The sequence below is a fragment of the Thauera chlorobenzoica genome (assembly GCF_001922305.1).
GTDB lineage: Bacteria > Pseudomonadota > Gammaproteobacteria > Burkholderiales > Rhodocyclaceae > Thauera > Thauera chlorobenzoica.
The window spans coordinates 3,274,058-3,299,611 of record NZ_CP018839.1 but is presented as its reverse complement, the minus strand read 5'-3'; the positions used below and the strand labels follow the sequence as shown (position 1 = coordinate 3,299,611).

General features: G+C 65.1%; 24 protein-coding genes and 3 pseudogenes. 15 read left to right on the top strand and 12 right to left on the bottom strand.

Going from position 1 to position 25,554, the window contains the following annotated elements:
* Nucleotide 1: 1 nt before the first annotated feature.
* Together Tchl_RS15400 and Tchl_RS15395 are read left to right on the top strand one after the other, a co-directional pair.
* A pseudogene (locus Tchl_RS15400) lies at nt 2-2,902 on the top strand (Tn3 family transposase); the annotation flags it as partial.
* Between the two features lie 43 nt (nt 2,903-2,945).
* Nucleotides 2,946-3,980, top strand: a complete 1,035-nt coding sequence (locus Tchl_RS15395; protein WP_075149162.1) for an IS630 family transposase — start codon at nt 2,946-2,948, stop codon at nt 3,978-3,980.
* A gap of 110 nt (nt 3,981-4,090) precedes the next feature.
* Here Tchl_RS15395 and istA read toward each other — a convergent pair.
* Nucleotides 4,091-4,912: pseudogene (gene istA / locus Tchl_RS15390) on the bottom strand (IS21 family transposase); the annotation flags it as partial.
* 86 nt (nt 4,913-4,998) lie between these two features.
* Between istA and Tchl_RS18035 the strand changes: the two are divergent.
* Nucleotides 4,999-5,310, top strand: coding sequence for an HD-GYP domain-containing protein (locus Tchl_RS18035; protein ID WP_075149161.1), 312 nt, complete (start codon nt 4,999-5,001; stop codon nt 5,308-5,310).
* Nucleotides 5,311-5,312: 2 nt separating this feature from the next.
* Here the strand turns inward: Tchl_RS18035 and copK are convergent, their stop codons facing one another.
* Nucleotides 5,313-5,591, bottom strand: coding sequence for a periplasmic Cu(I)/Cu(II)-binding protein CopK (copK, locus tag Tchl_RS15380; protein WP_043742157.1), 279 nt, complete (start codon nt 5,589-5,591; stop codon nt 5,313-5,315).
* 115 nt (nt 5,592-5,706) lie between these two features.
* Nucleotides 5,707-6,036 carry a CzcE family metal-binding protein gene (locus Tchl_RS15375; protein WP_043742016.1) on the bottom strand — a complete coding sequence of 110 codons (330 nt, stop codon included), beginning with the start codon at nt 6,034-6,036 and terminating at the stop codon, nt 5,707-5,709.
* A gap of 571 nt (nt 6,037-6,607) precedes the next feature.
* On the opposite strand from Tchl_RS15375, the gene Tchl_RS15370 reads away from it, so the two are divergent.
* From Tchl_RS15370 to arfB, 7 genes are all read left to right on the top strand, one after another.
* Complete coding sequence (locus Tchl_RS15370) at nt 6,608-7,018, top strand: hypothetical protein (RefSeq protein ID WP_004265712.1); 411 nt, start codon at nt 6,608-6,610, stop codon at nt 7,016-7,018.
* Between the two features lie 61 nt (nt 7,019-7,079).
* Nucleotides 7,080-7,814, top strand: a complete 735-nt coding sequence (locus tag Tchl_RS15365; RefSeq protein ID WP_075149160.1) for a HupE/UreJ family protein — start codon at nt 7,080-7,082, stop codon at nt 7,812-7,814.
* 20 nt (nt 7,815-7,834) lie between these two features.
* Nucleotides 7,835-8,527: a hypothetical protein gene (locus Tchl_RS15360; protein WP_004265716.1), complete on the top strand. Its 693-nt coding sequence runs from the start codon at nt 7,835-7,837 to the stop codon at nt 8,525-8,527.
* A gap of 71 nt (nt 8,528-8,598) precedes the next feature.
* A complete protein-coding gene (locus Tchl_RS15355) occupies nt 8,599-9,642 on the top strand; it encodes a DMT family transporter (RefSeq protein ID WP_075149159.1) in 1,044 nt (347 codons plus the stop codon).
* Between the two features lie 650 nt (nt 9,643-10,292).
* Nucleotides 10,293-10,571, top strand: coding sequence for a VF530 family protein (locus Tchl_RS15350; protein ID WP_075149158.1), 279 nt, complete (start codon nt 10,293-10,295; stop codon nt 10,569-10,571).
* Entirely contained in the window at nt 10,568-11,422 is an 855-nt protein-coding gene (locus Tchl_RS15345; protein ID WP_075149157.1) for a PA4780 family RIO1-like protein kinase, read from the top strand. Before Tchl_RS15350 ends, Tchl_RS15345 begins: the two co-directional genes overlap by 4 nt.
* An 18-nt stretch (nt 11,423-11,440) precedes the next feature.
* Nucleotides 11,441-11,845: an alternative ribosome rescue aminoacyl-tRNA hydrolase ArfB gene (gene arfB / locus Tchl_RS15340; RefSeq protein ID WP_075149156.1), complete on the top strand. Its 405-nt coding sequence runs from the start codon at nt 11,441-11,443 to the stop codon at nt 11,843-11,845.
* 9 nt (nt 11,846-11,854) lie between these two features.
* Here the strand turns inward: arfB and Tchl_RS18300 are convergent.
* The 5 genes and pseudogenes from Tchl_RS18300 to gcvH all read right to left on the bottom strand — a co-directional run.
* A pseudogene (locus Tchl_RS18300) lies at nt 11,855-11,998 on the bottom strand (MerR family DNA-binding protein); the annotation flags it as partial.
* A gap of 63 nt (nt 11,999-12,061) precedes the next feature.
* Nucleotides 12,062-13,192, bottom strand: coding sequence for a glycine cleavage system aminomethyltransferase GcvT (gcvT, locus tag Tchl_RS15330; RefSeq protein ID WP_075149155.1), 1,131 nt, complete (start codon nt 13,190-13,192; stop codon nt 12,062-12,064).
* Between the two features lie 75 nt (nt 13,193-13,267).
* Nucleotides 13,268-13,798 (bottom strand): glycine cleavage system protein R, encoded by a 531-nt coding sequence (locus Tchl_RS15325; RefSeq protein ID WP_075149154.1) that lies wholly within the window; start codon nt 13,796-13,798, stop codon nt 13,268-13,270.
* A 27-nt stretch (nt 13,799-13,825) separates the two neighbouring features.
* On the bottom strand, nt 13,826-16,711 hold the full coding sequence (gcvP, locus tag Tchl_RS15320; RefSeq protein WP_083945257.1) for an aminomethyl-transferring glycine dehydrogenase: 2,886 nt from the start codon (nt 16,709-16,711) through the stop codon (nt 13,826-13,828).
* A gap of 20 nt (nt 16,712-16,731) precedes the next feature.
* Entirely contained in the window at nt 16,732-17,100 is a 369-nt protein-coding gene (gene gcvH / locus Tchl_RS15315; RefSeq protein WP_075149153.1) for a glycine cleavage system protein GcvH, read from the bottom strand.
* A gap of 128 nt (nt 17,101-17,228) precedes the next feature.
* On the opposite strand from gcvH, the gene Tchl_RS15310 reads away from it, so the two are divergent.
* Nucleotides 17,229-18,143: a LysR substrate-binding domain-containing protein gene (locus tag Tchl_RS15310; RefSeq protein ID WP_075149152.1), complete on the top strand. Its 915-nt coding sequence runs from the start codon at nt 17,229-17,231 to the stop codon at nt 18,141-18,143.
* Here the strand turns inward: Tchl_RS15310 and Tchl_RS15305 are convergent.
* Nucleotides 18,117-18,812 (bottom strand): LysR substrate-binding domain-containing protein, encoded by a 696-nt coding sequence (locus Tchl_RS15305; protein ID WP_232311605.1) that lies wholly within the window; start codon nt 18,810-18,812, stop codon nt 18,117-18,119. The genes Tchl_RS15310 and Tchl_RS15305 overlap by 27 nt on opposite strands.
* Before the next feature lie 72 nt (nt 18,813-18,884).
* On the opposite strand from Tchl_RS15305, the gene Tchl_RS18030 reads away from it, so the two are divergent.
* Nucleotides 18,885-19,118: a hypothetical protein gene (locus Tchl_RS18030; RefSeq protein ID WP_232311604.1), complete on the top strand. Its 234-nt coding sequence runs from the start codon at nt 18,885-18,887 to the stop codon at nt 19,116-19,118.
* A 142-nt stretch (nt 19,119-19,260) separates the two neighbouring features.
* Here the strand turns inward: Tchl_RS18030 and Tchl_RS15295 are convergent, their stop codons facing one another.
* Together Tchl_RS15295 and Tchl_RS15290 are read right to left on the bottom strand one after the other, a co-directional pair.
* Nucleotides 19,261-19,941, bottom strand: coding sequence for a flavin reductase family protein (locus Tchl_RS15295; protein WP_075149151.1), 681 nt, complete (start codon nt 19,939-19,941; stop codon nt 19,261-19,263).
* A 26-nt stretch (nt 19,942-19,967) separates the two neighbouring features.
* Nucleotides 19,968-21,134, bottom strand: coding sequence for an ABC transporter substrate-binding protein (locus tag Tchl_RS15290; RefSeq protein ID WP_075149150.1), 1,167 nt, complete (start codon nt 21,132-21,134; stop codon nt 19,968-19,970).
* A 255-nt stretch (nt 21,135-21,389) separates the two neighbouring features.
* On the opposite strand from Tchl_RS15290, the gene Tchl_RS15285 reads away from it, so the two are divergent.
* On the top strand, nt 21,390-22,151 hold the full coding sequence (locus Tchl_RS15285) for a helix-turn-helix transcriptional regulator (RefSeq protein WP_083945255.1): 762 nt from the start codon (nt 21,390-21,392) through the stop codon (nt 22,149-22,151).
* A gap of 10 nt (nt 22,152-22,161) precedes the next feature.
* Here the strand turns inward: Tchl_RS15285 and Tchl_RS15280 are convergent, their stop codons facing one another.
* On the bottom strand, nt 22,162-22,449 hold the full coding sequence (locus tag Tchl_RS15280) for a DUF1330 domain-containing protein (protein WP_075149149.1): 288 nt from the start codon (nt 22,447-22,449) through the stop codon (nt 22,162-22,164).
* A 195-nt stretch (nt 22,450-22,644) separates the two neighbouring features.
* Here Tchl_RS15280 and ald point away from each other — a divergent pair, with 195 nt between their 5' ends.
* Both ald and Tchl_RS15270 read left to right on the top strand, forming a co-directional pair.
* On the top strand, nt 22,645-23,778 hold the full coding sequence (gene ald / locus Tchl_RS15275; protein WP_075149148.1) for an alanine dehydrogenase: 1,134 nt from the start codon (nt 22,645-22,647) through the stop codon (nt 23,776-23,778).
* Nucleotides 23,779-23,913: 135 nt separating this feature from the next.
* On the top strand, nt 23,914-25,554 hold the full coding sequence (locus tag Tchl_RS15270) for a tetrathionate reductase family octaheme c-type cytochrome (RefSeq protein WP_408646110.1): 1,641 nt from the start codon (nt 23,914-23,916) through the stop codon (nt 25,552-25,554).

Here is a 25,554-nt window from a genome sequence, read left to right as displayed (position 1 = left end):
CATGCCGCGCCGCTCAATCCTGTCCGCCACCGAGCGCGAAAGCCTGCTGGCACTACCAGATGCCAAAGACGAACTGATACGGCACTACACGTTCAACGAAACCGACCTATCGGTGATCCGCCAGCGTCGCGGCGCTGCGAATCGATTGGGCTTCGCCGTGCAGCTTTGCTACTTGCGATTCCCTGGCATCTTCTTGGGCATCGATGAGCCTCCGTTTCCGCCCCTGTTGCGCATGGTGGCCGCACAACTCAAGGTGCCGGTGGAAAGTTGGAACGATTACGGCCAGCGCGAGCAGACGCGGCGGGAGCACTTGGTCGAGCTGCAAACGGTGTTCGGGTTCAAGCCCTTCACCATGAGTCACTACCGGCAAGCCGTGCATACATTGACCGAGCTGGCCTTGCAGACCGATAAAGGGATTGTGCTGGCCAGCACCCTTGTCGAAAACCTGCGGCGGCAGAGCATCATCCTGCCCGCCATGAATGCCATCGAGCGCGCGAGCGCCGAGGCCATCACCCGTGCCAACCGGCGTATTTACGCGGCGTTGACCGATTCTTTGTTATCGCTCCACCGTCAGCGCCTGGACGAACTTCTCAAGCGCAAGGACGGCAGCAAATTGACGTGGCTGGCATGGCTGCGCCAGTCGCCCGTCAAGCCGAACTCTCGGCATATGCTTGAACACATCGAGCGCCTCAAGGCTTGGCAGGCGCTTGACCTTCCCGCAGGCATCGAGCGACAAGTTCACCAGAACCGCCTGCTCAAGATCGCCCGTGAGGGTGGGCAGATGACGCCTGCCGATCTGGCAAAGTTCGAGATGCAACGACGCTATGCCACTCTGGTTTCGCTGGCCATTGAAGGCATGGCCACCGTCACCGACGAAATCATCGACCTGCACGACCGCATCATTGGCAAACTATTCAACGCCGCCAAGAACAAGCATCAGCAGCAGTTTCAGGCTTCCGGCAAGGCGATCAATGACAAGGTGCGGATGTATGGCCGCATCGGCCAAGCCTTGCTGGAAGCCAAACAGAGCGGCGGCGATCCGTTCGCCGCCATCGAGGCCGTAATGCCGTGGGATACCTTCGCCGCCAGCGTCACGGAGGCGCAAAAGCTCGCGCAGCCGGAGAGCTTCGACTTTCTGCATCGCATCGGTGAAAGCTACGCCACGTTGCGCCGCTACGCGCCGCAGTTCCTGGACGTACTTAAGTTACGGGCGGCACCAGCCGCCAAGGGCGTACTCGATGCCATCGAGGTGCTTCGCGGCATGAACAGCGACAACGCCCGCAAGGTGCCCGCCGACGCGCCGACCGCATTCATCAAGCCACGCTGGGCGAAACTGGTGCTCACGGACGATGGCATTGACCGGCGCTACTACGAGCTGTGCGCCCTGTCAGAGCTAAAGAACGCGCTGCGATCAGGCGATGTCTGGGTGCAGGGTTCGCGCCAGTTCAAGGACTTTGATGAGTACCTGGTGCCGGCCGAGAAGTTCGCTACTCTGAAGCTGGCCAACGAATTGTCGCTGGCAGTGGCCACCGATTGCGATCAGTATTTGCACGACCGACTGGCATTGCTGGAACAGCAGCTTGCCACCGTCAACCGCATGGCGGCGGCCAATGATCTGCCGGATGCCATCATTACCGAGTCCGGCCTGAAGATCACGCCGCTGGACGCGGCGGTGCCGGAGACCGCACAAGCCCTAATCGACCAGTCGGCGATGCTGCTGCCACACGTCAAGATTACCGAACTGCTGATGGAAGTTGATGAGTGGACAGGCTTCACCCGGCATTTCACGCATCTGAAGACCGGCGACACGGCCAAGGACAAAACCTTGCTGCTGACGACGATCCTGGCTGATGGCATCAATCTCGGGCTAACCAAGATGGCCGAGTCCTGCCCAGGCACGACTTACGCCAAGCTGTCGTGGCTGCAAGCCTGGCACATCCGGGATGAAACGTACTCAACGGCGCTGGCCGAACTGGTCAACGCGCAGTTCCGGCAATCCTTTGCCGGAAACTGGGGCGATGGCACCACGTCATCGTCGGATGGCCAAAATTTCAGAACCGGCAGCAAAGCGGAGAGCACCGGGCATATCAACCCGAAGTATGGAAGCAGTCCAGGCCGGACGTTTTATACCCATATCTCCGACCAGTACGCGCCCTTCAGCACCAAGGTAGTCAACGTCGGCGTGCGTGATTCAACCTATGTGCTCGATGGCCTGCTGTACCACGAGTCGGACTTGCGGATCGAGGAGCACTACACCGACACAGCGGGCTTTACCGATCATGTCTTCGGCCTGATGCACCTACTGGGCTTCCGATTCGCGCCACGTATCCGAGACCTGGGCGACACCAAGCTATTCATCCCAAAGGGCGATGCCGCCTATGACGCGCTCAAGCCGATGATTAGCAGCGACCGGCTGAACATCAAGCAGATACGCGCCCATTGGGATGAAATCTTGCGGTTCGCCACTTCGATCAAGCAGGGTACGGTGACGGCCTCGCTGATGTTGCGCAAGCTCGGCAGCTATCCGCGTCAGAACGGACTGGCCGTTGCACTGCGCGAGCTGGGGCGCATTGAGCGCACGCTGTTCATACTGGATTGGCTGCAAAGCGTGGAGCTGCGCCGCCGCGTGCAGGCCGGACTCAACAAAGGCGAGGCGCGCAACGCGCTGGCCAGGGCGGTGTTCTTCAACCGACTGGGCGAAATCCGCGACCGCAGTTTTGAGCAACAACGCTACCGGGCCAGCGGCCTCAATCTGGTAACGGCGGCCATCGTGCTTTGGAACACGGCCTATCTGGAACGGGCAACCAATGCTTTGAACGGGCACGGCAAACCGGTAGACGAGACGCTGTTTCAATACCTGTCACCGCTGGGGTGGGAACACATCAATCTGACCGGCGATTACTAACTTTCCCGTAAGTAGTGTCATGTGAGCGATAATATGCCCCATGAAATGCAAACGACCTTCCGACGGCCGCGCCCTCGATCATCACACCTTGCAGGTGATGCGGCAGCAGGCTGTCAAAGCGGTGCGTGAGGGGCAGACGGTGCAAAGCGTCGCGGCGGCGTATGGCGTGAATGAGCGCAGCGTTTTCCGGTGGCTCGCCGACTTTGCCAATGGCGGGCAGAACGCATTGCTGGCCAAGCCGATTCCGGGGCGCCCCAGCAAACTCAGCGCCGAGGAGTTGTCGTGGATCGCCAATGCCGTTCGTGACCATAACCCGCAGCAGTTCAAGTTCGAGTTCGGCTTGTGGACGCTGTCGCTGATCCGTCACCTGATCAAGCGCCAGTTCAAGAAGGAGTTGTCGATCTCCTCGGTCCACCGCCTCATGAAAATCCTGGGCTTCAGCGCCCAGAAGCCGCTCTACCAAGCATGGCAGCAAGACCCTGTGCTGGTGCGCACGTGGGAGACGGAGACGTACCCCGCGATCCGTGCTGAAGCCAAGCGGGTCGGAGCAACGATCTACTTTGGCGACGAGTCGGGTATCCGCTCGGACTACCACACCGGCACGACCTGGGCGCCGCAGGGCCAGACGCCGGTGGTGCAGGCGACGGGCCGGCGCTTCTCGCTGAACATGATCTCGGCGGTCGGCACGCAGGGTGAGTTTCGGTTCATGCTGCATGAAGGATCCGTCGGTGCAAAGGTGTTTGTCGAGTTCCTCAAGCGCTTGATGGTCAATGCCGAGAAGCCGGTGTTCCTGATCGTCGATGGCCATCCGATCCACAAGGCAAAGATGGTCAAGAGCTACATCGAGAGTTTGGACGGCATGCTCAAACTCTGCTACCTGCCACCGTACTCGCCGCATCTGAATCCGGATGAAACGGTCTGGGCTCATGTGAAGCGGAAGGTCGCGCGCCAGTTGGTCGAGAGTGCCGAGGAGATGAAGCGGCTCGCTCTCGGCGCATTGCGCAGCATCCAGAAACTCCCTGAACTCGTGAAGTCATTCTTCAGGCAGCCAGAGTGCCGCTATATCCTGGAATGACTCTACTTATTGAAAAGTTAGTACCTCTGGCGCAGCAGCACCAAGGTCGGCGCAGGCAAGTTCAGACCGTTGCGACCACTGCCACCGGCTTAACGTGCTTTATTTTCCGTTTTCTGAGACGATCCCGTGTTGAGCTCGGCCATCGAGCCAAAGCGCTCTTCACCGGCCTGTTGCCAGATTCGGCGCCGGCTGTCCTGCACGTTCTTCTCGACGATTCCCTTTTCCCAACCACTGGCCACGTTGCAGAAGTCCGGATCGAAGAGGTAGTGCGAGCACATCGCATAAAAACGCGCATTGACCACCCGGCCCTTGCCCTTCTTGACCTTGTCGACCGCGGTTTTCATGTTGTCGTAGATCCCGCGCCGGGCAATGCCGCCGAGTGCCTTGAAACTCCTCGTGTGCGCATCGAACAGCATCTCGTGGGCTTGACTCGGGTAGGCCACCAGCACAAACGCATGGCTCGCACACAGTTTCAGATGCGCCACCTGCAGCTTGCGCCACACCCCACCGATGACCAGCCGCTCCTCGCTCCAGTCGAACTGAAACGCCTCGCCCAGTTCGAACTTCAGCGGCACGAAAGCCCGCCCCGGGTCGTTCGTCCCCTTGCGGTGCCGCCAGTCGCGGATGAAATCGGTCAGGATCGTGTAACCACCCTCGAAGCCTTGTGCCTTCAACTGCGCGAGCATCGCTTGAGCCGTCCGACGCTCCCGTTTCGGGCGGCGGGCATCGGCTTCCAGCCAGCCCACCACCGTGGCATCGAAGGCCGTGAGTTTGCCCGGCGCCTTCGTGCGACGGTAACGGGGCGCCGCCGCATCGGCCTCCTCGAGCCACTTCCTCACCGTCGTGCGCGACAGCCCCGTGCGTCGCGCAATCTCCGAGCGGGACAGCCCGTCCCGGTAATGCATCCTTCTGACCTTGCCCAGCATTTCCATGGTGATCACCTCTGTTCCTCTGCCGCAAAATGAGGCAGAGAGGTTAAACACCCTGGTCAGTTTTCAGCCGGAATTCACCCCTCTACATGGCCAGTTTTCGGCCGGCGCCAACACGCATATTCGCGGTTGTGGACGTGTTTGACGCCCTGGTCTCGGCTCGGCCCTACAAGGCGGCGATTTCGCCCTCGGAGGCACTCGCAATTCTTGAGCGAGAGGCCATGCAGCATTTTGATGCGGATGTGGTCAACGCCTTCAATCGGATTGCTCTCTCATTGCATGGCGAGGTAGCCCGGGCAACCGAGGCCGACCTGCACCGCGCAATCCGCCCCTTGTGGCTTCGCTGCTTCAAAAAAGAAACGGCTCCGCAGGAGCCGTTTCGGAAATCGATCACCCGGTAGCTTTAGTTACGGTGATCCTTGTGGAGAACGCTGTCGAGGCGCATGACCTCGTCGCCGTGCATCATGATCTTCTGACCATCCTTGGTCTCCATGACCTCGCCTTGCTTCATCCTCACCGCACGTCCCAGCTTGTCCTCCATCCCCATTTTCCCGTCCTTGAATATGTAGACAGTCGAACCATCTTTCAGGGGAATGGACTTCTCGACCGTCCCGGCATCAACTGCGAAGGCCGACGTGGTGGCAGCAACAAGTGCTGCGATCATCAATGCTTTCTTCAACATGCTCCTCTCCTTGAATGAACTGCTGGAAATACCAACTAAGAATCGCATCGGTCGCCTCCATTTGAAGATTGCCCGATGCCTTACCTGCCTCGGTCCCTATGGGACGTTGGCGCTATCAGGAACCGCTGTACAGAGGGCTTTCTTCGAGATAAACCGTCACCTGATCCGCCCCCGGGACGATCTTCGAAAGCGGAAAGCTGTTCTTTCCCAAGGTGTCGAAGGTCCATGTGACCGTCTTGTTGTCACCGACCTTCAGTGCAACGGTCTCCAGGCGAGTCACGTTGATATGGCGAGTGCTCGCATTGACGGTAATGGTGCGTGAGGGGGTGGCGTTGCTGGTGTAGCCATACGCGGCCATCTCACGTTCGGTCTGTGCGAAAGCGGCCGAAGATCCAAGGGTACTGATCGCCGAGACGGCGAGAACGGCGATGATCGACCTTTTCATGATTGGCTCCTTGTTCAGTTGTCCAGATTGGCTGCTCTTGTTTGAGTAACCATGGACCCCATCATAGGAGCCGACTACTGACAGGTCGGTGACCCGGCAATTACGTTTAAGTCATGAGAATGAAAGGATACGGTCAGGGTTGGCGAGCCGGGTTTCGTCAGCCCAAGGCCTTGACCGAACGGCAGACGCGCATGCAGCCGGTTGATGACTTGGGCAGGCTCACGAAACGTGCGAGATAGCTCAAAACCGAACTTCCCAAGCTGATGAGTGTTGTCTGATGTTTGAACGACAACGTTCCGTTCTCGCTATTAGAAAGCTCTGCGGCGACCTCGCAAACCGCATCAGCATCGGGATGACGGCCATCCGAGCCACACTCCCGCCTGCTGCTCTCCTTGCCTCGCCCCCAAACCTTGGTGCCGCCAACGGAGTTGCGCCCACGCGTGGGAGGGGCAATTTTCGCCACGGCCCTGACGTTTCCAATCGTTGCGAATTTCCCGCAACAAGCCGGACTCCTGTATAAAACGGCGCACCGATCGCCGAAGGCGCCCAGCCCTCTCGAAACTGCCCCTCCATGACCGTGTTTGCCGCCCACCCCATCTTCTCGCAAAAGATCGCCCGCGTGCTGGCGAGGGGGGTGATCGGGCTGCTGATGCTGTCGCATGCGCTGTTCGCGTTCTCGAGTGCGATCTCCCTGTCTCACGACCCCTTGCGTGCAACCACCCACGCGCATGCGTTTGCCGATGCGGACACGGGGCAGGACGATCATGGCCATCGCCATGATGACGTCGAGGACGAGGGCGGCCCCCACCAACACGGTCACAACCCGGCTGATCACAGCCATGACAAGCCGAACGTGCCACCCACGCACGCTGTAGATGTTCCGCCGCTGTCGAATCAGTGGATCGCCGACGAGCGTCGACCCGACTATCCCGCGCCCTGCGCCACGCTTGAGCGCCCGCCAAAACGTCTCCTGATCGTTTGACCTGTCGAGTTCCGCGCGTGAAGCGCCGGACTCCCCCAGCAAACTTCATCGGAAGACTCTCATGACGCACTCCTTCCCCAGCCGGGGGCGGGCAGCCGTGCTGCCACGCTCCGGGCCGCTGCTGCACGCTTTCACAGGCGTACTGCTCTACCTGCTCCTGACCGCTTTCGCGCACGCCCATGGCGTGGCCGAGGGCGACAAGGGCTACATCCAGGAGATCTCGGGTACGCACCTGCTGCCCTTCACCTACCTTGGCGCCAAGCACATGGTCACCGGTTACGACCATCTGCTGTTCCTCGCCGGGGTGATCTTCTTCCTCTACAAGCTCAAGGACATCGCGCTCTACGTCAGCCTGTTCGCGATCGGGCACTCGGTCACCATGCTGTACGGCGTCTACGCCGGGGTGAACGTCAATGCCTACCTGATCGACGCGATCATCGGCCTGTCGGTCGTCTACAAGGCGCTCGACAACCTCGGCGCCTTCCAGCGCTGGTTCGGCGTGCAGCCGAACACCAAAGTGGCGACCCTGGTCTTCGGCCTGTTCCACGGCTTCGGCCTCGCGGCCAAGATCCAGGAGTTCGAGATCGCCCGCGATGGCTTGCTGCCCAACCTGCTGGCGTTCAACGTCGGCGTGGAGATCGGCCAGTTGCTCGCGCTGGGCGCGATCCTGATCGCGATGGGCTTCTGGCGCCGCAGCGCCGGCTTCTTCCAGCACGCCTATACCGCCAACGTCGCCATGATGTGCGCCGGGTTCATGCTAATCGGCTATCAGCTCACCGGCCTGTTCGTATCCTGAGATTCAAGGAGTCATCCACCATGTACAACACCGATCTTCCCCGCCGCGCCGAACTGCCAAGCACCGGCAAGCTGCTGCGCTCGACCGCCCTGGCTGCCCTGATCGCCGGCGGACTGCTCGTCACCACCGTGCTGCCCGCCGAGTACGGCATCGACCCCACGGGCATCGGCCGCGCACTCGGTCTGACGCCGATGGGCGAAATCAAGATGTCGCTGGCGGCCGAGGCCCGCGCAGAAGAGCGCGTTGCTACGGAAACGGCGCCCGCACAGCCCGTAGCCGTCGCCCCTACGGTTCGTGCCGAAGCGGCGCCTGTCCCGGCACCGGCGCCTGCGCCAGTCGCGGTCGCCGCACTGCCGCCCGCAGCGGTCGCACCCGAGCCTGTCGCCGGACGACAAGACACGGTGACCGTGACGCTCAAACCCGGTCAGGGCGCCGAAGTCAAACTGACGATGAACAAGGACAGCCGTGTCCGCTATGAGTGGGCGAGCGCCGGTGGCCCGGTGAACTTCGACACCCATGGCGACCCCTACGACGCGCCGAAAAACTTCTATCACGGCTACGGCAAGGGGCGTAACGAGCTCGGCAACCAGGGCGACCTGGTTGCCGCGTTCGATGGCAAGCACGGCTGGTTCTGGCGGAACCGCTCCGGCTCCGACGTCACGGTCACGCTCAAGACCCAAGGCGATTACACCAAGATCGAGCGAGTGTTGTAAGCGCAGCGCCCCCATCCCGCCGGGGTGGGGGCGTTTCCGATCATTCTGGCCACACCGGTCTGGCAAGGGCAATGAACAACATCTACGTGATCCATGCGTTGCTCGCGGCGGCCTTGTTCGGCGCGAGCACCCCGTTCGCCAAGCTGCTGGTCGGCGAGATGTCGCCGTGGTTGCTGGCCGGCTTGCTCTACCTTGGCAGCGGGCTCGGGCTCGCTGCGGCGCGCCTGATCCGCGATCGCGGCTGGACGCCCTCCGGCTTGGCCGAGGGTGAATGGCGGTGGCTGCTGGGGGCGATCTTCTTCGGCGGCGTGCTCGGCCCGCTCGCGCTCATGTTCGGCCTCACACGCACCAGCGGCTCGACCGCGTCGCTGCTGCTCAACCTCGAAGCGGTGTTGACCGCCGTGATCGCGTGGGTCGTATTCAGGGAGAACGCCGACCGCCGCATCGTGCTCGGCATGCTCGCGATCGTCGCCGGCGGGGTCGTGCTGTCCTGGTCGGGTGGTGGAGGGAGCGCGAACGATTGGATCGGCCCGCTCGCCATCGCTGCCGGCTGTCTGTGCTGGGCAATCGACAACAACCTGACGCGGCGCGTGTCGGCCTCCGATGCACTCTTCATCGCGGCCACGAAAGGTGCAGTGGCGGGCACGGTCAACGTCGGGCTGGCGTTTGCGCTCGGCGCGAGCCTGCCGGACGGCGCGGTCCTGCTCGGCACCATGGTCGTCGGGTTGTTCGGCTATGGCATCAGCCTGGTGCTCTTTGTGCTTGCGCTGCGCGGACTGGGCACGGCGCGTACCGGCGCCTACTTCTCGACCGCGCCCTTCATCGGTGCGGCCGTGTCGCTGGCCCTGCTCGGCGAGTCGACCTCGAGCGCATTCTGGATTGCGGCAGCCCTGATGGGCTGGGGGGTGTGGCTACACCTCACCGAGCACCACGAGCACGAGCACACGCATGAGCCGATGGAGCATGGCCATCGGCACACCCATGACGAACACCACCAGCACGAACACGACTTCGCCTGGAACAGTGACGAGCCACATGAGCATTGGCACCGCCACGAGGGGCTGGTCCACAAGCACCCGCACTTTCCAGACATCCACCATCGGCACTCACATTGATTAAACGAAGCACCAATTTCACGTCGCCCAACATGTCATGCGAGGTGACGGCTTCACTCGGTTACTTGCCGTTCGCACCACAAAGTGCCCGACGGCTGGTTTGGGTCGTAAGCCGGCACCCAGTTCCACGTTTTGATTGCCGACGAGGTTGCCTTCCTGGGGTTGATGATCTCGACCGACGACCTTCGGCGCGCGTGCTGCACGGGCGGGAAACGTCGATTGCCCTCACTTACCCTCAGTTACCCACAAGTGCTAATATTCGGTTCGATCCCGGTCGCCCCAGCACCACCAATACCCTCAAAGCCCGGACTCGCTCCGGGCTTTGTCTTATCTGCCCGTAACGCCAGCACTGGCGCGGGTTCCAGCGATGCGTGCGAAAGGTGCGGTCGCGTCTGAAACACCACATTCGTCATAAACTGCACAAAAATTAGGCAGAGAGGGCTCTCTACTCTCTGTTTGTGCGAAAGGCGGTTTCGCACGCGCCCTATACAAATCAATGGGTTGCGAAGGTATGTTTGAAACGTGCCATGGTGGGCGAGGGCGACCGGGTTCGAAATTATGACGTGAGCGAAACCGTCGTGGCCGCGTCGCGAGTTACCACGTAGGCCAATCGACCCACACCACCGCCGGCCCGGACGCAAGAGAACGCGATGACAGCACCCCAACCCAACAATCCCCTGCATGGCCTCACGCTGGAGCGGATCCTGACCGAACTGGTGGCGTGCTACGGCTGGGCGGCGCTCGGACGGCAGATCGACATTCGCTGCTTCAACCACGAACCGGGCATCGCCTCGAGCCTCAAGTTCCTGCGTCGCACGCCGTGGGCGCGGGAGAAGGTCGAGGCGCTTTACCTTCACATGGTGCGCAGTAACGCAGCGCAACGACACCCGACTCACGGCGCCGCGCCCAGGAGCACCCCCAAGGCATGAAAACCCCGAGCAGGATCCAGCCCCTGGTGGCCGATGGCCTCGTCGACGCCGTCATCCGGCAACTGATGAGCGGCAAGGAGGCGATGGTCTATGTCGTCCAGTGCGGCGACACGCTGCGCTGCGCCAAGGTCTACAAGGAAGCCAACAAGCGCGGTTTTCACCACGCGGTCGATTACACGGAAGGGCGCAAGACCCGGAACAGCCGCCAGGCCCGTGCGATGGCCAAGGGCTCGCGCTACGGGCGGCAGGAACAGGAAGCTGCGTGGCAGCACGCCGAGGTGGACGCGCTGCGCAGTCTCGCCGCTGCCGGGGTGCGCGTGCCGACGCCTTACGATTTTCACGAAGGCGTGCTGCTGATGGAACTGGTGGCCGACGAAGACGGCGAGCCGGCGCCGCGCCTCAACGACGTCGTGCTGAGCGAGGCGGATGCGCGCCGCTACCATGCGGTGCTCGTGCGCGAGGTCGTACGCATGCTGTGCGCCGGCATCGTGCATGGCGATCTGTCCGAGTACAACGTGCTCATCGACCGCGACGGGCCGGTGATCATCGACCTGCCGCAGGCGGTCGATGCTGCGGCCAACAACAACGCCCGCCGCATGCTCGAGCGCGATGTCGCCAACCTCGCCGCGTACTTCGGGCAATTCGCCCCCGCGCTACTGGACACCGACTACGGCAGCGAGATCTGGTCGCTGTACGAATCGGGCCAGCTTCAGCCCGAGAGCGTGCTCACCGGGGTCTTCAGGGCGGAAGAGGGATGCGCCGATGTCGACGAAGTGATGCAGATCATCGAGGCGGCGCGCAGGGAAGAAGCGGCGCGCGAGGCCGGCCGAGCGGCGGCAGGCAACGCCTGAACCGCAAGGCGGACACCGATGCGCCCCCATGTGACCGTCTCGCCCGACGAAGTCGAAATCACCGCGATCCGCGCCCAGGGGGCGGGCGGGCAGAACGTGAACAAGGTGTCGACCGCGGTTCATCTGCGCTTCGACATCGCCGCCTCATCCTTGCCCGAGGAGATCCGGGCGCGGCTGCTGCAGCTGGGCGACCAGCGCATCAGCAAGGACGGTGTCGTGATCATCAAGGCGCAGAAGTTCCGCAGCCTGGAGAAGAACCGGGCCGAAGCGCTGCGGCGGCTGGAAGAACTGATCAACCGCGTGGCGGCACCGCCCAAGGCGCGCCGCGCCACCCGGCCGACGCGCGCCTCGGTGACCCGGCGCCTGGAGGGCAAGGCGCGGCGCGCAGCGGTGAAGGCAGGGCGGGGGACGGTGGGCGAGTAGCGAGGTCGGCCGTGCCCGCACGCGGCTCAACTGCCCATCGACCAGCCTGTTGATGTCGCCGCAGTCGGCCTGCGGGTGGGCGACGAAATCGAGCAGACGCTTGATCCCGGCCAACGGCAGGTCGAGTGTGCGGCAGTGGCGGATGAAGGCCAGACGTTCCAGTTGCGGGCGGGCGTAGACGCGGTCGTGAGCAATGCCGTGCCCCCCGGTGCGGCATCAGCCGCGGTAGTAGCGCTGCGGCACGAAGGGGGTGCTGGCGACTTCGATCGGGACCGGCTTGCCGCGCACCATCGCAGAGAGCGGGGTGCCCACCTTGGCGAGCGCGGTTTCGACGTAGCCCATCGCGACGGGCGCTTCCAGCGTCGGGCCAAAGCCGCCGCTGGTCACCACGCCGACCTTGCGGCCATCCGCGTCGATGATCTCGGCGCCTTCACGCACCGGCACGCGGGCGTTCGGACGCAGGCCGACGCGCTTGCGCGACACGCCGTTGGCGATGTGGCCGAGGATCACGTCGGCGCCGGGGTAGCCGCCCGCGCGTGCGCCGTCGGCACGGCGCGGCTTGGACAGCGCCCACAGCAGGCTGCTTTCGACCGGCGAGGTGTTCACGTCGAGGTCATGGCCGTACAGGCACAGGCCGGCTTCGAGGCGCAGCGAGTCGCGCGCGCCCAGCCCGATCGGAGCGACTTCGGGGTGGCTCAGCAGCTCGCGCGCCAGGGCTTCGGCCTTGTCGGCGGGCACCGAGATCTCGTAGCCGTCCTCGCCGGTGTAACCCGAGCGGCTGACGTAGCACGACACGCCGAGGAGGTTCACGGTGAGGCTGTTCATGAACACCATCCTGGCGACCTCGGGGGCGAGGCGGGCGAGCACGGTGGCGGCGGCGGGGCCCTGCAGCGCGAGCAGCGCGCGGTCGTCCAGGACCTCGACCTTGCAGCGGCCGGACAGGTGCTTCTGCATGTGGGCGATGTCCTGCGCCTTGCACGCCGCGTTCACCACCACGAACAGGCGGTCGCCGAAGTTCGCCACCATCAGGTCGTCCATGACGCCGCCGGTGTCGTTGGTAAACAGCGCGTAACGCTGCATGCCCTGCGGCAGGTCGATGATGTCGACCGGCACCAGGGTTTCCAGCGCCGCGGCGGCCTCCGGGCCGACGAGGAACACCTGGCCCATGTGCGACACGTCGAACAGGCCGGCCTGCGTGCGGGTGTGGGTATGTTCCTTGATGATCCCGCTCGGGTACTGCACCGGCATCGCGTAGCCGGCAAAGGGCACCATCTTGGCGCCGAGGGAGACGTGCAGGTCGTACAGCGGGGTGCGCAGCAGCGGCGCGTCGGAGTGGGTGTCGCTCATGTGCTTTCCTTTATCAAGTACGTTGGTGAACACCGTGCCCTGCGCCTGCATCACGCGCAGGCAGGTGGTGCTCGATCAGTCGGCGGACTCGCCCTCCAGGTTGAGATCCACCATCAGCTCGTTCGCCAGCGCTTCCAGCTCTGCCTTCAGGACTGCCGGCTCGACGGACGCGGGCACCTGCACTTCGATGCGGGCGCGGAACAGCGGCTCGCCGCTGAACGAGGCGTTCTCGCAGGCGGTTTCGAGCTTGCCGATACTGGCACCGTGACGCGCCAGCGCGGCCGAGATTTCGCGCACGATGCCCGGACGGTCGTGTCCGACCAGGGCGAGCTTCGTCGTGCGCGACGGACCTGCGACCGGCGCGGCGGCCCCGCGCTCGATCGTCAGGCGCAGGCCTTCGGATTCCAGCTCACGCAGCGCCCCCTCGAGCCTGCCGGCATCGGCCTCGGCGATTTCCAGGCGCACGATGCCCGCGAAATGCCCGGCGAGCTGGGCCATGCTGCTCTCCAGCCAGTTCGCGCCGCACGCGGCGGCACGCGCCGCCAGCGCATTGACGAGGCCTGGGCGGTCCGTGCCGATCAGGGTGATGACGAGAGATGCGTTCATGTCCTCGGCTCCTGTGGTGTGTGTGCTTTATTCATAGTCCGACATCGGCGGGCAGGCGCACACGAGATTGCGGTCGCCGTACACGTTATCGACCCGGCCCACCGGTGACCAGTACTTGTTCGCACGCAGGCTGGCGAGCGGATACACGGCCTGTTCGCGGCTGTACGGGTGCGTCCATTCCCCGGCGATGGCTTCCGCGGTGTGCGGGGCGTTGACCAGCGGGTTGTCCTTGGCGTCGAACTCGCCGCTGCCGACCTTGGCGATCTCCTCGCGGATCGCGATCATCGCGTCGCAGAAGCGGTCGAGTTCTTCCTTCGATTCGCTCTCGGTCGGCTCGATCATCAGCGTGCCGGGCACCGGGAAGGACATCGTCGGCGCATGGAAGCCGAAGTCGATCAGGCGCTTGGCGACGTCATCGACGCTGACGCCGGTGCTGTCCTTGAGCGGGCGCAGGTCGAGGATGCATTCATGGGCGACGAAGCCGTTCTCGCCGCGGTACAGCACCGGGTAATGGGCCTCGAGGCGTCGGGCGATGTAGTTGGCATTGAGGATCGCCATCACCGTCGCGTTGCGCAGCCCTTCGGCGCCCATCAGCGTGATGTAGGTCCAGGTGATCGGCAGGATGCTGGCGCTGCCCCACGGCGCGGCCGACACCGCGCCGATACCCTTGAGGCCGCCCGTGATGCTGCCCGGCAGGAAAGGCGCGAGGTGCGACTTGACGCCGATCGGGCCGACGCCCGGTCCGCCGCCGCCGTGCGGGATGCAGAAGGTCTTGTGCAGGTTGAGGTGCGACACGTCGCCGCCGAAACTGCCTGGGCCGCACAGGCCGACCATCGCGTTCATGTTGGCGCCGTCGATGTACACCTGACCGCCATACGAATGCACGATCTCCGTGATCTCGCGCACCGCCGTCTCGAACACGCCGTGCGTCGAGGGATAGGTGATCATGATCGCAGCGAGCTTGTCGGCGTGCTGCTCGGCCTTGGCCTTCAGGTCGGCGACGTCGACGTTGCCGTTCTCATCGCAGGCCACGACGACCACGTGCATGCCGGCCATGTTGGCGGTGGCGGGGTTGGTGCCGTGGGCCGAGCTGGGGATCAGGCACACGTCGCGGTGCGCCTCATTGCGGCTCGCGTGCCAGGCGCGGATCGCCAGCAGGCCGGCGTATTCGCCCTGCGAACCGGCGTTGGGCTGCAGCGACACGGCGTCGTAGCCGGTGCAGGCGCACAGCATCTGCTCCAGCTCGGCGGTGAGCTGGGCGTAGCCCTGGGCCTGGTCGGCCGGGGCGAAGGGGTGGATGGCGCCGAACTCGCGCCAGGTCACCGGGATCATCTCGGTGGTGGCGTTCAGCTTCATCGTGCACGAGCCGAGCGGGATCATCGTGCGGTCGAGCGCGAGGTCCTTGTCCGCCAGCGCGCGCAGGTAGCGCAGCATCTTGGTCTCGGACTGGTACAGGCTGAACACCGGGTGCGTCAGGAAGGCCGAGGTGCGCAGCTGGGCGGCCGGCAGGGCCTCGGGCGCGAGGTTCTCGACATCCGCAAATGCGGGCACCGCGGCACCGTCGGCGAACACCGCCCACAGCGCCTCGACGTCGGCGCGGGTGGTGGTCTCGTCGAGCGAGATGCCGACGGTGGTGGCGTCGATCTCGCGCAGGTTCATTTCTTTGGCGTGCGCTGCGGCATGTACGGTCGCGGCGTCGGCGACGCGCACGGCGATGGTGTCGAAGAACGCGCTGGTCAGCACTTCGGCGCCCACGCGGCGCAGGCCGCCCGCCAGCTTCGCGGTCAGGCGATGCACGCGGCGGGCGATGGTCGTGAGCCCCTGCGGGCCGTGGTAGCAGGCGTACAGGCTCGCCATCACCGCCAGCAGCACCTGCGCCGTGCAGATGTTGGAAGTGGCCTTCTCGCGGCGGATGTGCTGCTCGCGCGTCTGCATCGCGAGGCGGTAGGCCTTCTTGCCGTGGCTGTCGATCGACACGCCGACGACGCGGCCCGGCATCACGCGCTTGTGCGCGTCGCGGGTGGCGAAGTACGCGGCATGCGGGCCGCCGTAGCCCAGTGGGATGCCGAAGCGCTGCGTGGTGCCGATCGCGACGTCGGCGCCGAGCTCGCCCGGCGACTTCAACAGCGTCAGTGCGAGCAGGTCGGCGGCGACCACGACCAGCGCCTTCTTGGCGTGGGCGGCGGCGGCGATGGCGGCGTAGTCGACGACCTCGCCGGTGCTGGCCGGATACTGCAGCAGCACGCCGAAGAATTCATGCGCATCGAGCTCGGTCGCCGGGTTGCCGACGATCACCTCGAAGCCCAGCGGCTCGGCGCGGGTGCGCACCACTTCGATCGTCTGTGGGTGGCAATCGCTGGAGACGAAGAAGGCCTTGGCCGGGTTCTTCGACAGGCGCTGGCAGAAGCTCATCGCCTCGGCCGCCGCGGTCGCTTCGTCGAGCAGCGAGGCGTTGGCGATCTCCATGCCGGTCAGGTCGGTGATCATGGTCTGGAAGTTGAGCAGCGCTTCCAGGCGACCCTGCGAGATCTCGGGCTGGTAGGGCGTGTAGGCGGTGTACCAGGCGGGGTTCTCGAGGACGTTGCGCAGCACGACGGCCGGCGTGAAGGTGTCGTAGTAGCCGGCGCCGATGAAGGAACGGAACACCCGGTTCTTCCCCGCGATCCCGCGCAGCAGCGCGAGCGCATCGGCTTCGGTCCGGCCCTCGGGGAGAGGGAGGGGCGAGGGCGACAGGATCGAAGCGGGGATCACCTTGTCGACGAGCCGGTCGAGCGAATCGAGGCCGAGCGCGGCAAGCATCGCGCGCGTTTCGGCCGCATCCGGGCCGACGTGGCGGCCGACGAAACCATCGCCCTGCTCGAGCTGGGCGAGGGTTGCGGGCATCAAGGGGAAGGGGGTGTCGTTCAGGTTCATGGCGGGTCCGGAAGAGGCGGTCAGGCGGTCAGGGCGTCGTAGGCGGGCTGGTCGAGCAGGCCGGAAAGCGCGGACGGATCGTCGAGGCGGATGCGGATGAACCAGCCCGCTCCCAGCGGATCCTCATTGACGGTGGCCGGCGCCTCGGCCAGCGCGGCATTGACCTCGACGACGGTGCCGGCGAGCGGCATCTTCAGTTCGCCGGCGGCCTTCACCGACTCGATCACCGCGGCCTCGTCGCCGGCCGCAAAGCTCGCGCCGACGTCGGGCAGCTGCACGAAGACGATGTCGCCCAGCGCGTTCTGCGCGTAGCCGGTGATGCCGACGGTGGCGACGTCGCCCTCGACGCGCAGCCACTCGTGGTCTTCGGTGAATTTGGTCGTGCTCATGGGGTCTCCTGTGGCATGCGGATGGATGGTGGAGGGTTAGGCGTGCGGCGCTCATGGTAGCGGCGTATTGACATTTGTGAATTTGATAGTAGAAATCAAATAATTTGCATCGTAAATGAGATGCTCCAATGATCAATATTCCGACGGAATTGCTGAGGACTTTCGTGAAGGTGGTGGACCTGGGGAGCTTCACCCGCGCCGGTGAGGTCGTCGGGCGCACGCAGTCGGCGGTGAGCCTGCAGATCCGGCGCCTGGAGGAAATGCTCGATGCGGTGCTCTTCGTGCGCGGCACCCACCGGGCGAAGCTCACCGACGAGGGCGCGATCCTCACCGGCTACGCGCGGCGGATGCTGGCGCTGAACGATGAGGCCGCCAGCAGCCTGCGCCGGCCCAAGGTGGCGGGCAGCGTGCGCCTGGGCGCACCGCACGAGTACACCGCCTCGCTGCTGCCGGTGATCCTCGGCAAGTTCGCCCAGTCGCACCCCGGCGTGATGCTCGAAGTGACCTGCGACCTGAGCAAGAACCTGCTCGCGCGGCGGGAGAAAGGGGAGTTCGATCTCGTTATTGCGCTGCACGACGATCCGGACGAGCGCGGCGGGACCAAGGTGCTCACCGAGCCGCTGGTGTGGATCACCAGCCTCGACCACGAACGCCACACCGAGCGCCCCCTGTCGCTGGTGCTGGCGCCGCCGCCGTGCATTTACCGCAGCCGCGTGCTGCACACGCTCGGCTGCCAGCAGCGCCCCTGGCGCGTCGCCTACATGAGCTCCAGCTACAGCGGCATCATCGCCGCCGTGCGCGCCGGGCTGGGGGTGACCCTGCTCGCCGGCAGCACCGTGCCCGAAGGGGTGAGGACCCTGGGCGAGCGCGACGGCTTCCCCGCGATGGGGCTGCTCGACGTGCGGCTGTACGAGCGCGCCGAAAGCACGACCGAGGCGGTGCGCTGCCTGGCCGACTACATCGCCAGCAGCTTCGCCTCCTCCGACGCCGTGCTGTCCGGGGCTGCGGCAACGCAGTCAGGCGCGCAGGTGACGGGCGAATAGTCCCGCCAGCGGTTTCGCCGCAACGCTCAGCGGCACGCCGCGCAGGCTCAGGATGCCGAGCGACATCGGCGGCGGCAGTGGTTCGACGGCGAAACGCTGCAGCCCGGTGCCGAACATCGGATCGCGAAGCAGGATATGTGGCCCGAACCTGATGTGATCGGTGCGCCGCATCAGTTCCAGCATCAGCGTAGACGACACGCAGCGCACCGCGTTGGCGGGGACGTCGATTCCGTTTGCCGCGAGCCAGCGCACGAGGTGGTTGCCCTGGCTCGCCTCGGCGAGGTTGAGCACCCAGCTCGCCCCTTGCAGCTCCGCCCAGCTTCGCGCCGCAGCGAGCGGATGGCCGATGCGGCCGGCAGGCGCCGCCGGGACTTCGGCCAGCGCTTCGAAATTGATTTCGTAGGGCAAGTCCTGCGGGTTGGCGAGCGCAATGGCAAAGTCGAGCCGGCCTTCGATGAGGCCCGGCAGGACGCTGGTCAGCAGTCCCTCGTCCAGGCTCAGCGCGGCATCGGGCTGGATGCGGTGGAACTCGGCGAGCACCCGCGGCAGCACCGTCGCCGCGACCAGCGGGGTGAGGGCGATCGCGACGCGGGCGCCGGCGCCGCCGCGCAGCAGGCGGATCTCCTCGCGCGCCTTGTCCAGCGTCGCCAGCGCCAGGCGGGCGCGCACCAGCAGCGCGTGGCCAAATCCTATTATTGACCCATGAATACCATTGATCGATTCATCCCCGACGAAGCTGCGATGAAGACGTGGCGACAGGCGATTCATCAGCACCCCGAACTCGGCTTCAACGAGTTCTCCACCAGCCGTTTCGTTGCCGACTGCCTTGCGCAATGGGGCTTCGAGGTGCATCCCGGCATCGCCACGACCGGCGTCGTCGGCACCCTGAGTTGGGGAAACAGCGGGGGCGAGCGCCGCCCGTGCCTGGGGCTGCGCGCCGACATGGACGCGCTGCTCAGCTGGGTCCATGCTTAGCCCGGGGCATGCTCCAGCCCGAGGCCAGTGCGGCCTTGCGCCCTGCAACGGTGCCCGAACGAGCCGGAAGGGGACCGCGCTACCCCACGGCAGAGGGCACCGCGGGTGCTGCCGGGCCTCCGATATCGCCCGGGGGGCACCGTCAGCGCGGACCGAGGGCGGCGAGCGCCTTCTCGGGCGAGCCTTCGAGGCCGGCGCCGCCGTCGGCCTTCATCACCGTCGGCATCGTGAAGACGTGATCGACCGAGGTGTAGTCGTGATAACCGAGGCGGGCGAGTGGACGGATTCTGGGGATGTCGATGCGGCCATCCGGGCGCATCGCCCAGTCCGCCACGTGCACCGCGAGCACGCGGCCGAAGACCACGTCCACCGTGCCCATGATGCCGTTGCCGGGAATGCGCACGGTGTTGAGATACTCGCACTCGAACTGGATCGGTGATTCTGCCACCCGCGGTGGGCGCACCAGCCGTGACGCTGCCTTGCTCAGGTTGCACACGGCAAATTCATCCACTTCGGGGGCGAACTCTTCGGAGCTGCGGTTGACCGCCTCGCGCAGGTCGTAGGTCGCCATGTTCCACACGAATTGGCCGGTCTGCTCGGCATTGACGGTGGTGTCCTTGCGCCGTCCATCGGAGGCCTGGTTAGCCGAGAACATCACGATCGGCGGATCGAAGGTGATGTTCTGGAACTGGCTGAACGGTGCCAGGTTGTCGATGCCGTCGCGGCTGGTGGTGGAGATCCAGCCGATCGGGCGCGGTACGACGCAGGACTTGAACGGATCGTGGGGCAGGCCGTGCGGCATGCGGCCGGGTTCGTAATACATATTGATATCCTCCGGGGGATGGGGGGTCAGGGCACCAGCTTCCAGCGGCCGTTCTCGATCTGCACCAGGACCTGGGCGTGTTCGTCGATGCCATTGTGGTTGCCCGGGCTCATGCTGAACACCCCTTCCGGAGTGACGACTTCCTTCATGCCCTCGAGTGCGTCGCGCAATGCGCTGCGGAATTCGGGTGTCCCCGGGTGGGCGGCTTTCAGCGCTTCGGGCACGGTGTTTTCGAGCCAGCGCAGTGCCGTCCAGGCAGTCGAGCCGAACAGGGAGCGGGTGCCTTCGCCATGGCGGCCCTCGTAGCGCGACACGTACTCCATGCCTTCCCTGCGTGTCGGGTGCTCCGCCGGCAACTGCTCGGCGACCAGGACGGGGGCGACCGCGAGCAGGCCGCCTTCGACCTCCTGCCCGCCGAGCTTCACGAACTGCGCGTTGGCGACGCCGTGGGTCTGGTAGATCGGGCCCTTGTAGCCGCGCTTGACCAGCTCCATGTGCGGCAGCGCCGCCGGGGTGCCGAAACTGAGGATGTAGACCGCGTCCGGCTTGGCCGCCATGACCTTGAGCACCTGCGACGTCGTGCTCAGGTCGGCGGCGTTGTAGTGTTCGCTGGCGACGATCTCGATCCCACGGGTCGCCGCCTGCGAGCGCAGAGTCTGCAGGAAGCCCTCGCCATAACTGGTGGTGACCGTGATCGCGGCGACCCGCTTCAGCTGGCTGCGCTCGATGTGATCGAGCACGGTTCTGACCGACAGCGCTTCGGGGGCTGGCATCTTGAATGCCCATTTGCGCGGCCCTTCCTGCGGTTCGATGATGACGCCGCCGCCGCCCAGGGCGATGATCGGCGTGCCGTTGCGCCCGGCCACTTCCATCGCCGCAACCGAGTTCGGTGTCAGCGACGGGCCGACGATGACGTCGACCTGGTGCTCATCGACCAGTCGCGCAGCGGCTTTGGAGGCCTCGGTGGGATCACTGGCGTCGTTGATGAAGGTGAGGCGGACTTTTTCGCCGCCGATCTCGGTCGGCCACAGCCTGATCGTGTTTTCGGCCGGTATGCCGAGCGAGGCGGCCGGGCCGGTGACCGACAGGATGACTCCGACTTTCAGTTCGGCCCAGGCGGCCGGGGCGAGCAGGGCCAGGCACAGCGCTGCAGTGCGGCGGATTCGCGGTGCGCGAGGGGAGGTGTGGTGCATGTCGTCTCCTGCATGTAGGTGTTGTTCGGTGCAGGGCGATGTTCGTCTACGGTCGCCGTCCTGTCGTCCTCCGAAAGGACGACAGTCGGACGACAGCCGCCACCGGGGCGCCGGAATCGTGTAGCGTCCGCATTCCAGCCGACCTCCGGCAAGCGTGCCGGACGAAACCAAATCGGAGGAGACCATGCTGACCTGGGAACTGTCCCCGGAGATCCGCGCTGCGGAGTCCCTGTCCCCGGCGATGTCGATCGCCTGGTGGCACGGATCGTCGGTGCGATCGGCGATCCCGACTTTGGCGATACCGTTGCCGCTCGCCTGCACGAAGCGGCGGCGATCGATTTCTGGTCGGTGTACCGTTTCGATCCGGAGACCGCCCCGGTCATGTTCGCTTCGGGAAGCCGGCGCGGCCGCGACGTTTCGGCGGATTGCTTCGGCCGCTATCGCCGCGGCCTCTATCGACAGGACCGCACTTTCCGTCCGGCGGAACGCCTGGCGAGTGAGGGCCGGATGGCGATGATCTTGTGGAACGAAGCCGAAATTCCGTCGCCCCATCGCGACGAGATCTACCGTCGGCACGGCATCGGCGAGCGCCTGTCGGTGGTTGGCGGAGATGGCGGGGGGCGCCTTCTGGCGGTCAATCTGTACCGCTACCAGTCCTCAGGCGCTTACCGCGGCAAGGAAGTGGACACCGTCCAGGCGCTTGGTTGCAGCCTGCTTGCCTGCGTGCGCAAGCATATCCTGGTGCAAGGCGGGAGCGGGGCCGTAGCCCGGCCGGTGCTGGCGATCGAGCGTCTGCGGAGCCACTGCAGCAGCTTGACCACGCGCGAACTCGAAGTGTGCGAGCGCCTGCTGCGCGGCTGGACCTACGACGGCATCGCTGCCGATCTGGGCCTGTCGGTGACTTCGGTCAAGACGTACCGCAACCGTGCGTTCCAGCGCCTGGGCATCCATTTCCGCAACGAGCTGTTCGCGCTGTCGATGTCGGCCGGGAGCGAGCCGGCGAGATGCGGAACGTGAGCTCGGGGAATCACTCCTCGAAGCACAGCAGCACGCCGTCGGTGGCCTGCTGGCGCAGTGGAATCAGCGCCTGGTAAGCGGCCGATGCATGCCACGCGTCTGCTGCGGCGACGTCCGGAAAGCGGATCACCACCATGTCGGTGTGGACGTGCTCGCCGGCCAGCACGTTCACGATCCTGCCGCGCAGGATCAGTTCTCCTCCCCAGGGTGCCAGCGTGGCTGGAACGCGGCTGCGGTATTGGGCCCACTTGTCCGCATCCTTGACGGTCAGGTGTCCGATGAGATAGGCATTGCCCATGTGCTTCGCTCCGAATCGGTAACAAGGTTGGGCGCAGGGGCGTGCGCTGTTCAGCATCATACCTGTCGGGCAATTCCAACCGGCCCGGTGCGCATCAGCGAGGCGCCCTCGCCGGGAGGGTGTCCTATACTGTCCGCAACGGAGTCGGGTGTGCCCGCCATGTCATGCGGGTGAGCCGCCACGCAGGAGCAGGCTGTGATCATCGGGGTTCCAAGGGAAATCAAGAACAACGAGTTCCGTGTCGGGATGACGCCGGCCGGGGTTGCGGAGTTTGTCGCCCATGGCCACACGGTGCTGGTCGAGCGCCAGGCGGGAGAAGGCTCCTCCTACAGTGATGCGGATTACGCAATGGCGGGGGCGCGGCTGGCCGGTTCGGCTGCGGAAGTGTTCGGCGAAGCGAACATGATCATCAAGGTCAAGGAGCCGCAGGCGCCCGAACTGGCAATGCTGCGGCCCGGCCAGATCCTGTTCGCCTACCTGCACCTCGCGCCCGACCGGGCGCAGACCGAAGGTCTGCTCAAATCGGGGGCGGTCTGCATCGGCTACGAAACCGTGGAGCTGGCCGCCGGGCGTTTGCCGCTGCTGGCGCCGATGTCCGAAGTCGCCGGGCGGATGGCGGCACAGGTGGGTGCGTCCCTGTTGCAGCGCCCGAGCGGAGGGCGCGGCGTGCTGATGGGAGGGGTTGCCGGTGTCCTGCCGGCGAACGTGCTCATCCTCGGAGCGGGGACCGTCGGTATCAACGCTGCCTATGTGGCGAAGGGCATGGGGGCGAGCGTCACCCTGATGGATGTGGATCTCGAACGCCTGCGGCAAATCGAGTTTGCCTGGGGCAGTTCGGTGCGGACTTTGTACTCGACCCGGCACGATGTCGAGCGGATGGTGGCCGAGGCCGACCTGGTGATCGGCGCGGTGCTGCAGGCCGGGGCGCGGACGCCGCTGCTGGTCACGCGCGACATGCTCGCCCTGATGCAGCGGCGCGCGGTGATCCTCGATGTCGCTGTGGATCAGGGAGGCTGCATCGAGACGATCAGGCCGACGACGCATGCGGATCCGACCTACCTGGTCGATGAAATCCTGCACTACGGGGTCACGAACATGCCGGGGGCGTTGCCACGAACGTCGACCCAGGCGTTGATGAACGCGACCCTGCGCTACGGACTGGCGATCGCCGACAAGGGCTGGCTGCGCGCGGTGTGCGACGATCCGGCCCTGGCCAGGGGGGTGAATGTCCTCGAAGGCCGCATCACCAGCCGCCCGGTGGCCGAAGCCCACGGCATGGCGTTCACACCCCTGGAGGTGCTGGTGCCGTGTTCCGACGCGCCCTGGTAGGGCGGCCCGATGGAAGCGGCGATGCGCGGGCTGCCTGCGCTGCGTTAACGGGCTTAACGGGCGCACGGAGGGGCGCTTCTTGATTTTAATCAAATTAGACAATTATCAAAAAGTAATGCTCGGTGGGGCCTTACCATGGCAGGGAAGCATCGGCTGATGGGGGAAACCATGGGCAGGCGATCATCCTGGTTGCGCCGTACTTTCGGCGCCATGTTGCTGATGGTAGCGAGCGCCCTGGCTGGCGCGACGGTTACCGGCACGGCGGATCACGCTAAATTCGACGGACTCAAAGGCCCATTCAAGAGCGGTGCGGAAGTGACCCGCGCCTGCCTCGCCTGTCATACCGAAGCAGCCCGGCAGGTGATGGCGACCCGGCACTGGAGCTGGGAGTACGTCAATGCCGATACCGGGCAGAAATTGGGCAAGAAGACGATGCTCAACGGCTTTTGCATCGGCAACCGCTCGAACGAGCCTTTTTGCCAGTCCTGTCACATCGGCTACGGCTGGAAGGACGAGACGTTCGACTTCACCGCCGAGGATGCGGTCGATTGCCTGGCTTGCCACAACACCGGCGACTATCGGAAGCTGGCAGGGTTTGCCGGCCATCCGCCCTACGAGCGCATCGAATATCCGGCGAAGTCCGGCAAGTTCATCGAGGCGGTCGATCTCGCCAAGGTGGCGCAGCAGGTCGGCGCGACTTCGCGCCAGACCTGCGGGGCCTGCCACTACTACGGCGGAGGCGGGGACGGCGTCAAACATGGCGATCTCGATTCCTCGCTGAACAAGGCGACGAATGAACTCGACGTGCATATGGCGCAGGATGGACTGGACTTCAGTTGCGCCAGCTGCCACGAGGCGGATCGGCACAAGGTCGCCGGCAGCCGGATCAGCATGACCGGGGCGGACCCTCACGGGGCGCTGATCCGCGGGCAAAAAACCGACCGCAATCCGGCCAGCTGCCAGGCCTGTCATGGCGACCGTCCACACAAGGACGGCTTCGTTCAGGCCGGACGCCTGAACGATCACACCCGCACGCTGGCGTGCCAGACCTGCCACATTCCCGAATTCGCCCGCGGCGGCGTGCCGACCAAGATGGGCTGGGATTGGTCCGCGGCCGGCAGGCTGACTCCCGAAGGCAAGCCCTACCAGCTCAAGGACGACCGCGGGCACGTGGTCTACGACAGCAAGAAGGGCGCGTTCGTGCTGGGCCAGAACGTCAAGCCCGACTACATCTGGTTCGACGGAACGGTCACGTATACGCAGCCGGAATCGAAGATCGACCCGACCGCGCGGGTGGCGATCAACACGTTCCACGGCACCCCGGGCGCGCCCGATGCGCGCATCTGGCCGGTGAAGACCTTCCACGGCAAGCAACCTTACGATACCGAGCACCTGACCCTGCTGGTGCCGCATACCGCGACGCCAGACGACACCGCCTTCTGGTACAACTTCGACTGGGCAAAGGCGCTGAAGGCCGGGGCGGATGCAAGCGGCCAGCCTTACAGCGGAAAATTCGCCTTTGTCGAGACCTCGATGCTGTGGCCGATCACCCACATGGTCGCGCCGAAGGAACGTGCCCTCGGCTGCGCCGAGTGCCACGCCGACGGCGGCAGGCTGGCTGCGGTGCCGGGCGTCTGGATGCCCGGTCGCGACCGCAACCCCTTGCTTGATCGCCTGGGCTTCGGCCTCGCCGGGCTGATGCTGCTGGGCGTCGCCGGCCACGGTGGCCTGCGCTTCCTGACGCGCAACAGGCGCAAGCACCGCGAGGAGAGCTGA

Bases quoted from the DNA above. Each gene is read 5' to 3' on its own strand.
- Tchl_RS18035 (WP_075149161.1), top strand. From the start codon at position 4,999: ATGGCCAGTTTTCGGCCGGCGCCAACACGCATATTCGCGGTTGTGGAC.
- gcvH (WP_075149153.1), bottom strand. From the start codon at position 17,100: ATGAGCACGACCAAATTCACCGAAGACCACGAGTGGCTGCGCGTCGAG.
- gcvT (WP_075149155.1), bottom strand. From the start codon at position 13,192: ATGAGCGACACCCACTCCGACGCGCCGCTGCTGCGCACCCCGCTGTAC.
- Tchl_RS15310 (WP_075149152.1), top strand. From the start codon at position 17,229: ATGATCAATATTCCGACGGAATTGCTGAGGACTTTCGTGAAGGTGGTG.
- Tchl_RS15295 (WP_075149151.1), bottom strand. From the start codon at position 19,941: ATGTATTACGAACCCGGCCGCATGCCGCACGGCCTGCCCCACGATCCG.
- Tchl_RS15290 (WP_075149150.1), bottom strand. From the start codon at position 21,134: ATGCACCACACCTCCCCTCGCGCACCGCGAATCCGCCGCACTGCAGCG.
- Tchl_RS15355 (WP_075149159.1), top strand. From the start codon at position 8,599: ATGAACAACATCTACGTGATCCATGCGTTGCTCGCGGCGGCCTTGTTC.
- copK (WP_043742157.1), bottom strand. From the start codon at position 5,591: ATGTTGAAGAAAGCATTGATGATCGCAGCACTTGTTGCTGCCACCACG.
- Tchl_RS15325 (WP_075149154.1), bottom strand. From the start codon at position 13,798: ATGAACGCATCTCTCGTCATCACCCTGATCGGCACGGACCGCCCAGGC.
- Tchl_RS15375 (WP_043742016.1), bottom strand. From the start codon at position 6,036: ATGAAAAGGTCGATCATCGCCGTTCTCGCCGTCTCGGCGATCAGTACC.
- Tchl_RS15345 (WP_075149157.1), top strand. From the start codon at position 10,568: ATGAAAACCCCGAGCAGGATCCAGCCCCTGGTGGCCGATGGCCTCGTC.
- Tchl_RS15270 (WP_408646110.1), top strand. From the start codon at position 23,914: ATGGCAGGGAAGCATCGGCTGATGGGGGAAACCATGGGCAGGCGATCA.
- Tchl_RS15280 (WP_075149149.1), bottom strand. From the start codon at position 22,449: ATGGGCAATGCCTATCTCATCGGACACCTGACCGTCAAGGATGCGGAC.
- Tchl_RS15370 (WP_004265712.1), top strand. From the start codon at position 6,608: ATGACCGTGTTTGCCGCCCACCCCATCTTCTCGCAAAAGATCGCCCGC.
- Tchl_RS15395 (WP_075149162.1), top strand. From the start codon at position 2,946: ATGAAATGCAAACGACCTTCCGACGGCCGCGCCCTCGATCATCACACC.
- Tchl_RS18030 (WP_232311604.1), top strand. From the start codon at position 18,885: ATGAAGACGTGGCGACAGGCGATTCATCAGCACCCCGAACTCGGCTTC.
- Tchl_RS15360 (WP_004265716.1), top strand. From the start codon at position 7,835: ATGTACAACACCGATCTTCCCCGCCGCGCCGAACTGCCAAGCACCGGC.
- Tchl_RS15365 (WP_075149160.1), top strand. From the start codon at position 7,080: ATGACGCACTCCTTCCCCAGCCGGGGGCGGGCAGCCGTGCTGCCACGC.
- Tchl_RS15350 (WP_075149158.1), top strand. From the start codon at position 10,293: ATGACAGCACCCCAACCCAACAATCCCCTGCATGGCCTCACGCTGGAG.
- arfB (WP_075149156.1), top strand. From the start codon at position 11,441: ATGCGCCCCCATGTGACCGTCTCGCCCGACGAAGTCGAAATCACCGCG.
- gcvP (WP_083945257.1), bottom strand. From the start codon at position 16,711: ATGAACCTGAACGACACCCCCTTCCCCTTGATGCCCGCAACCCTCGCC.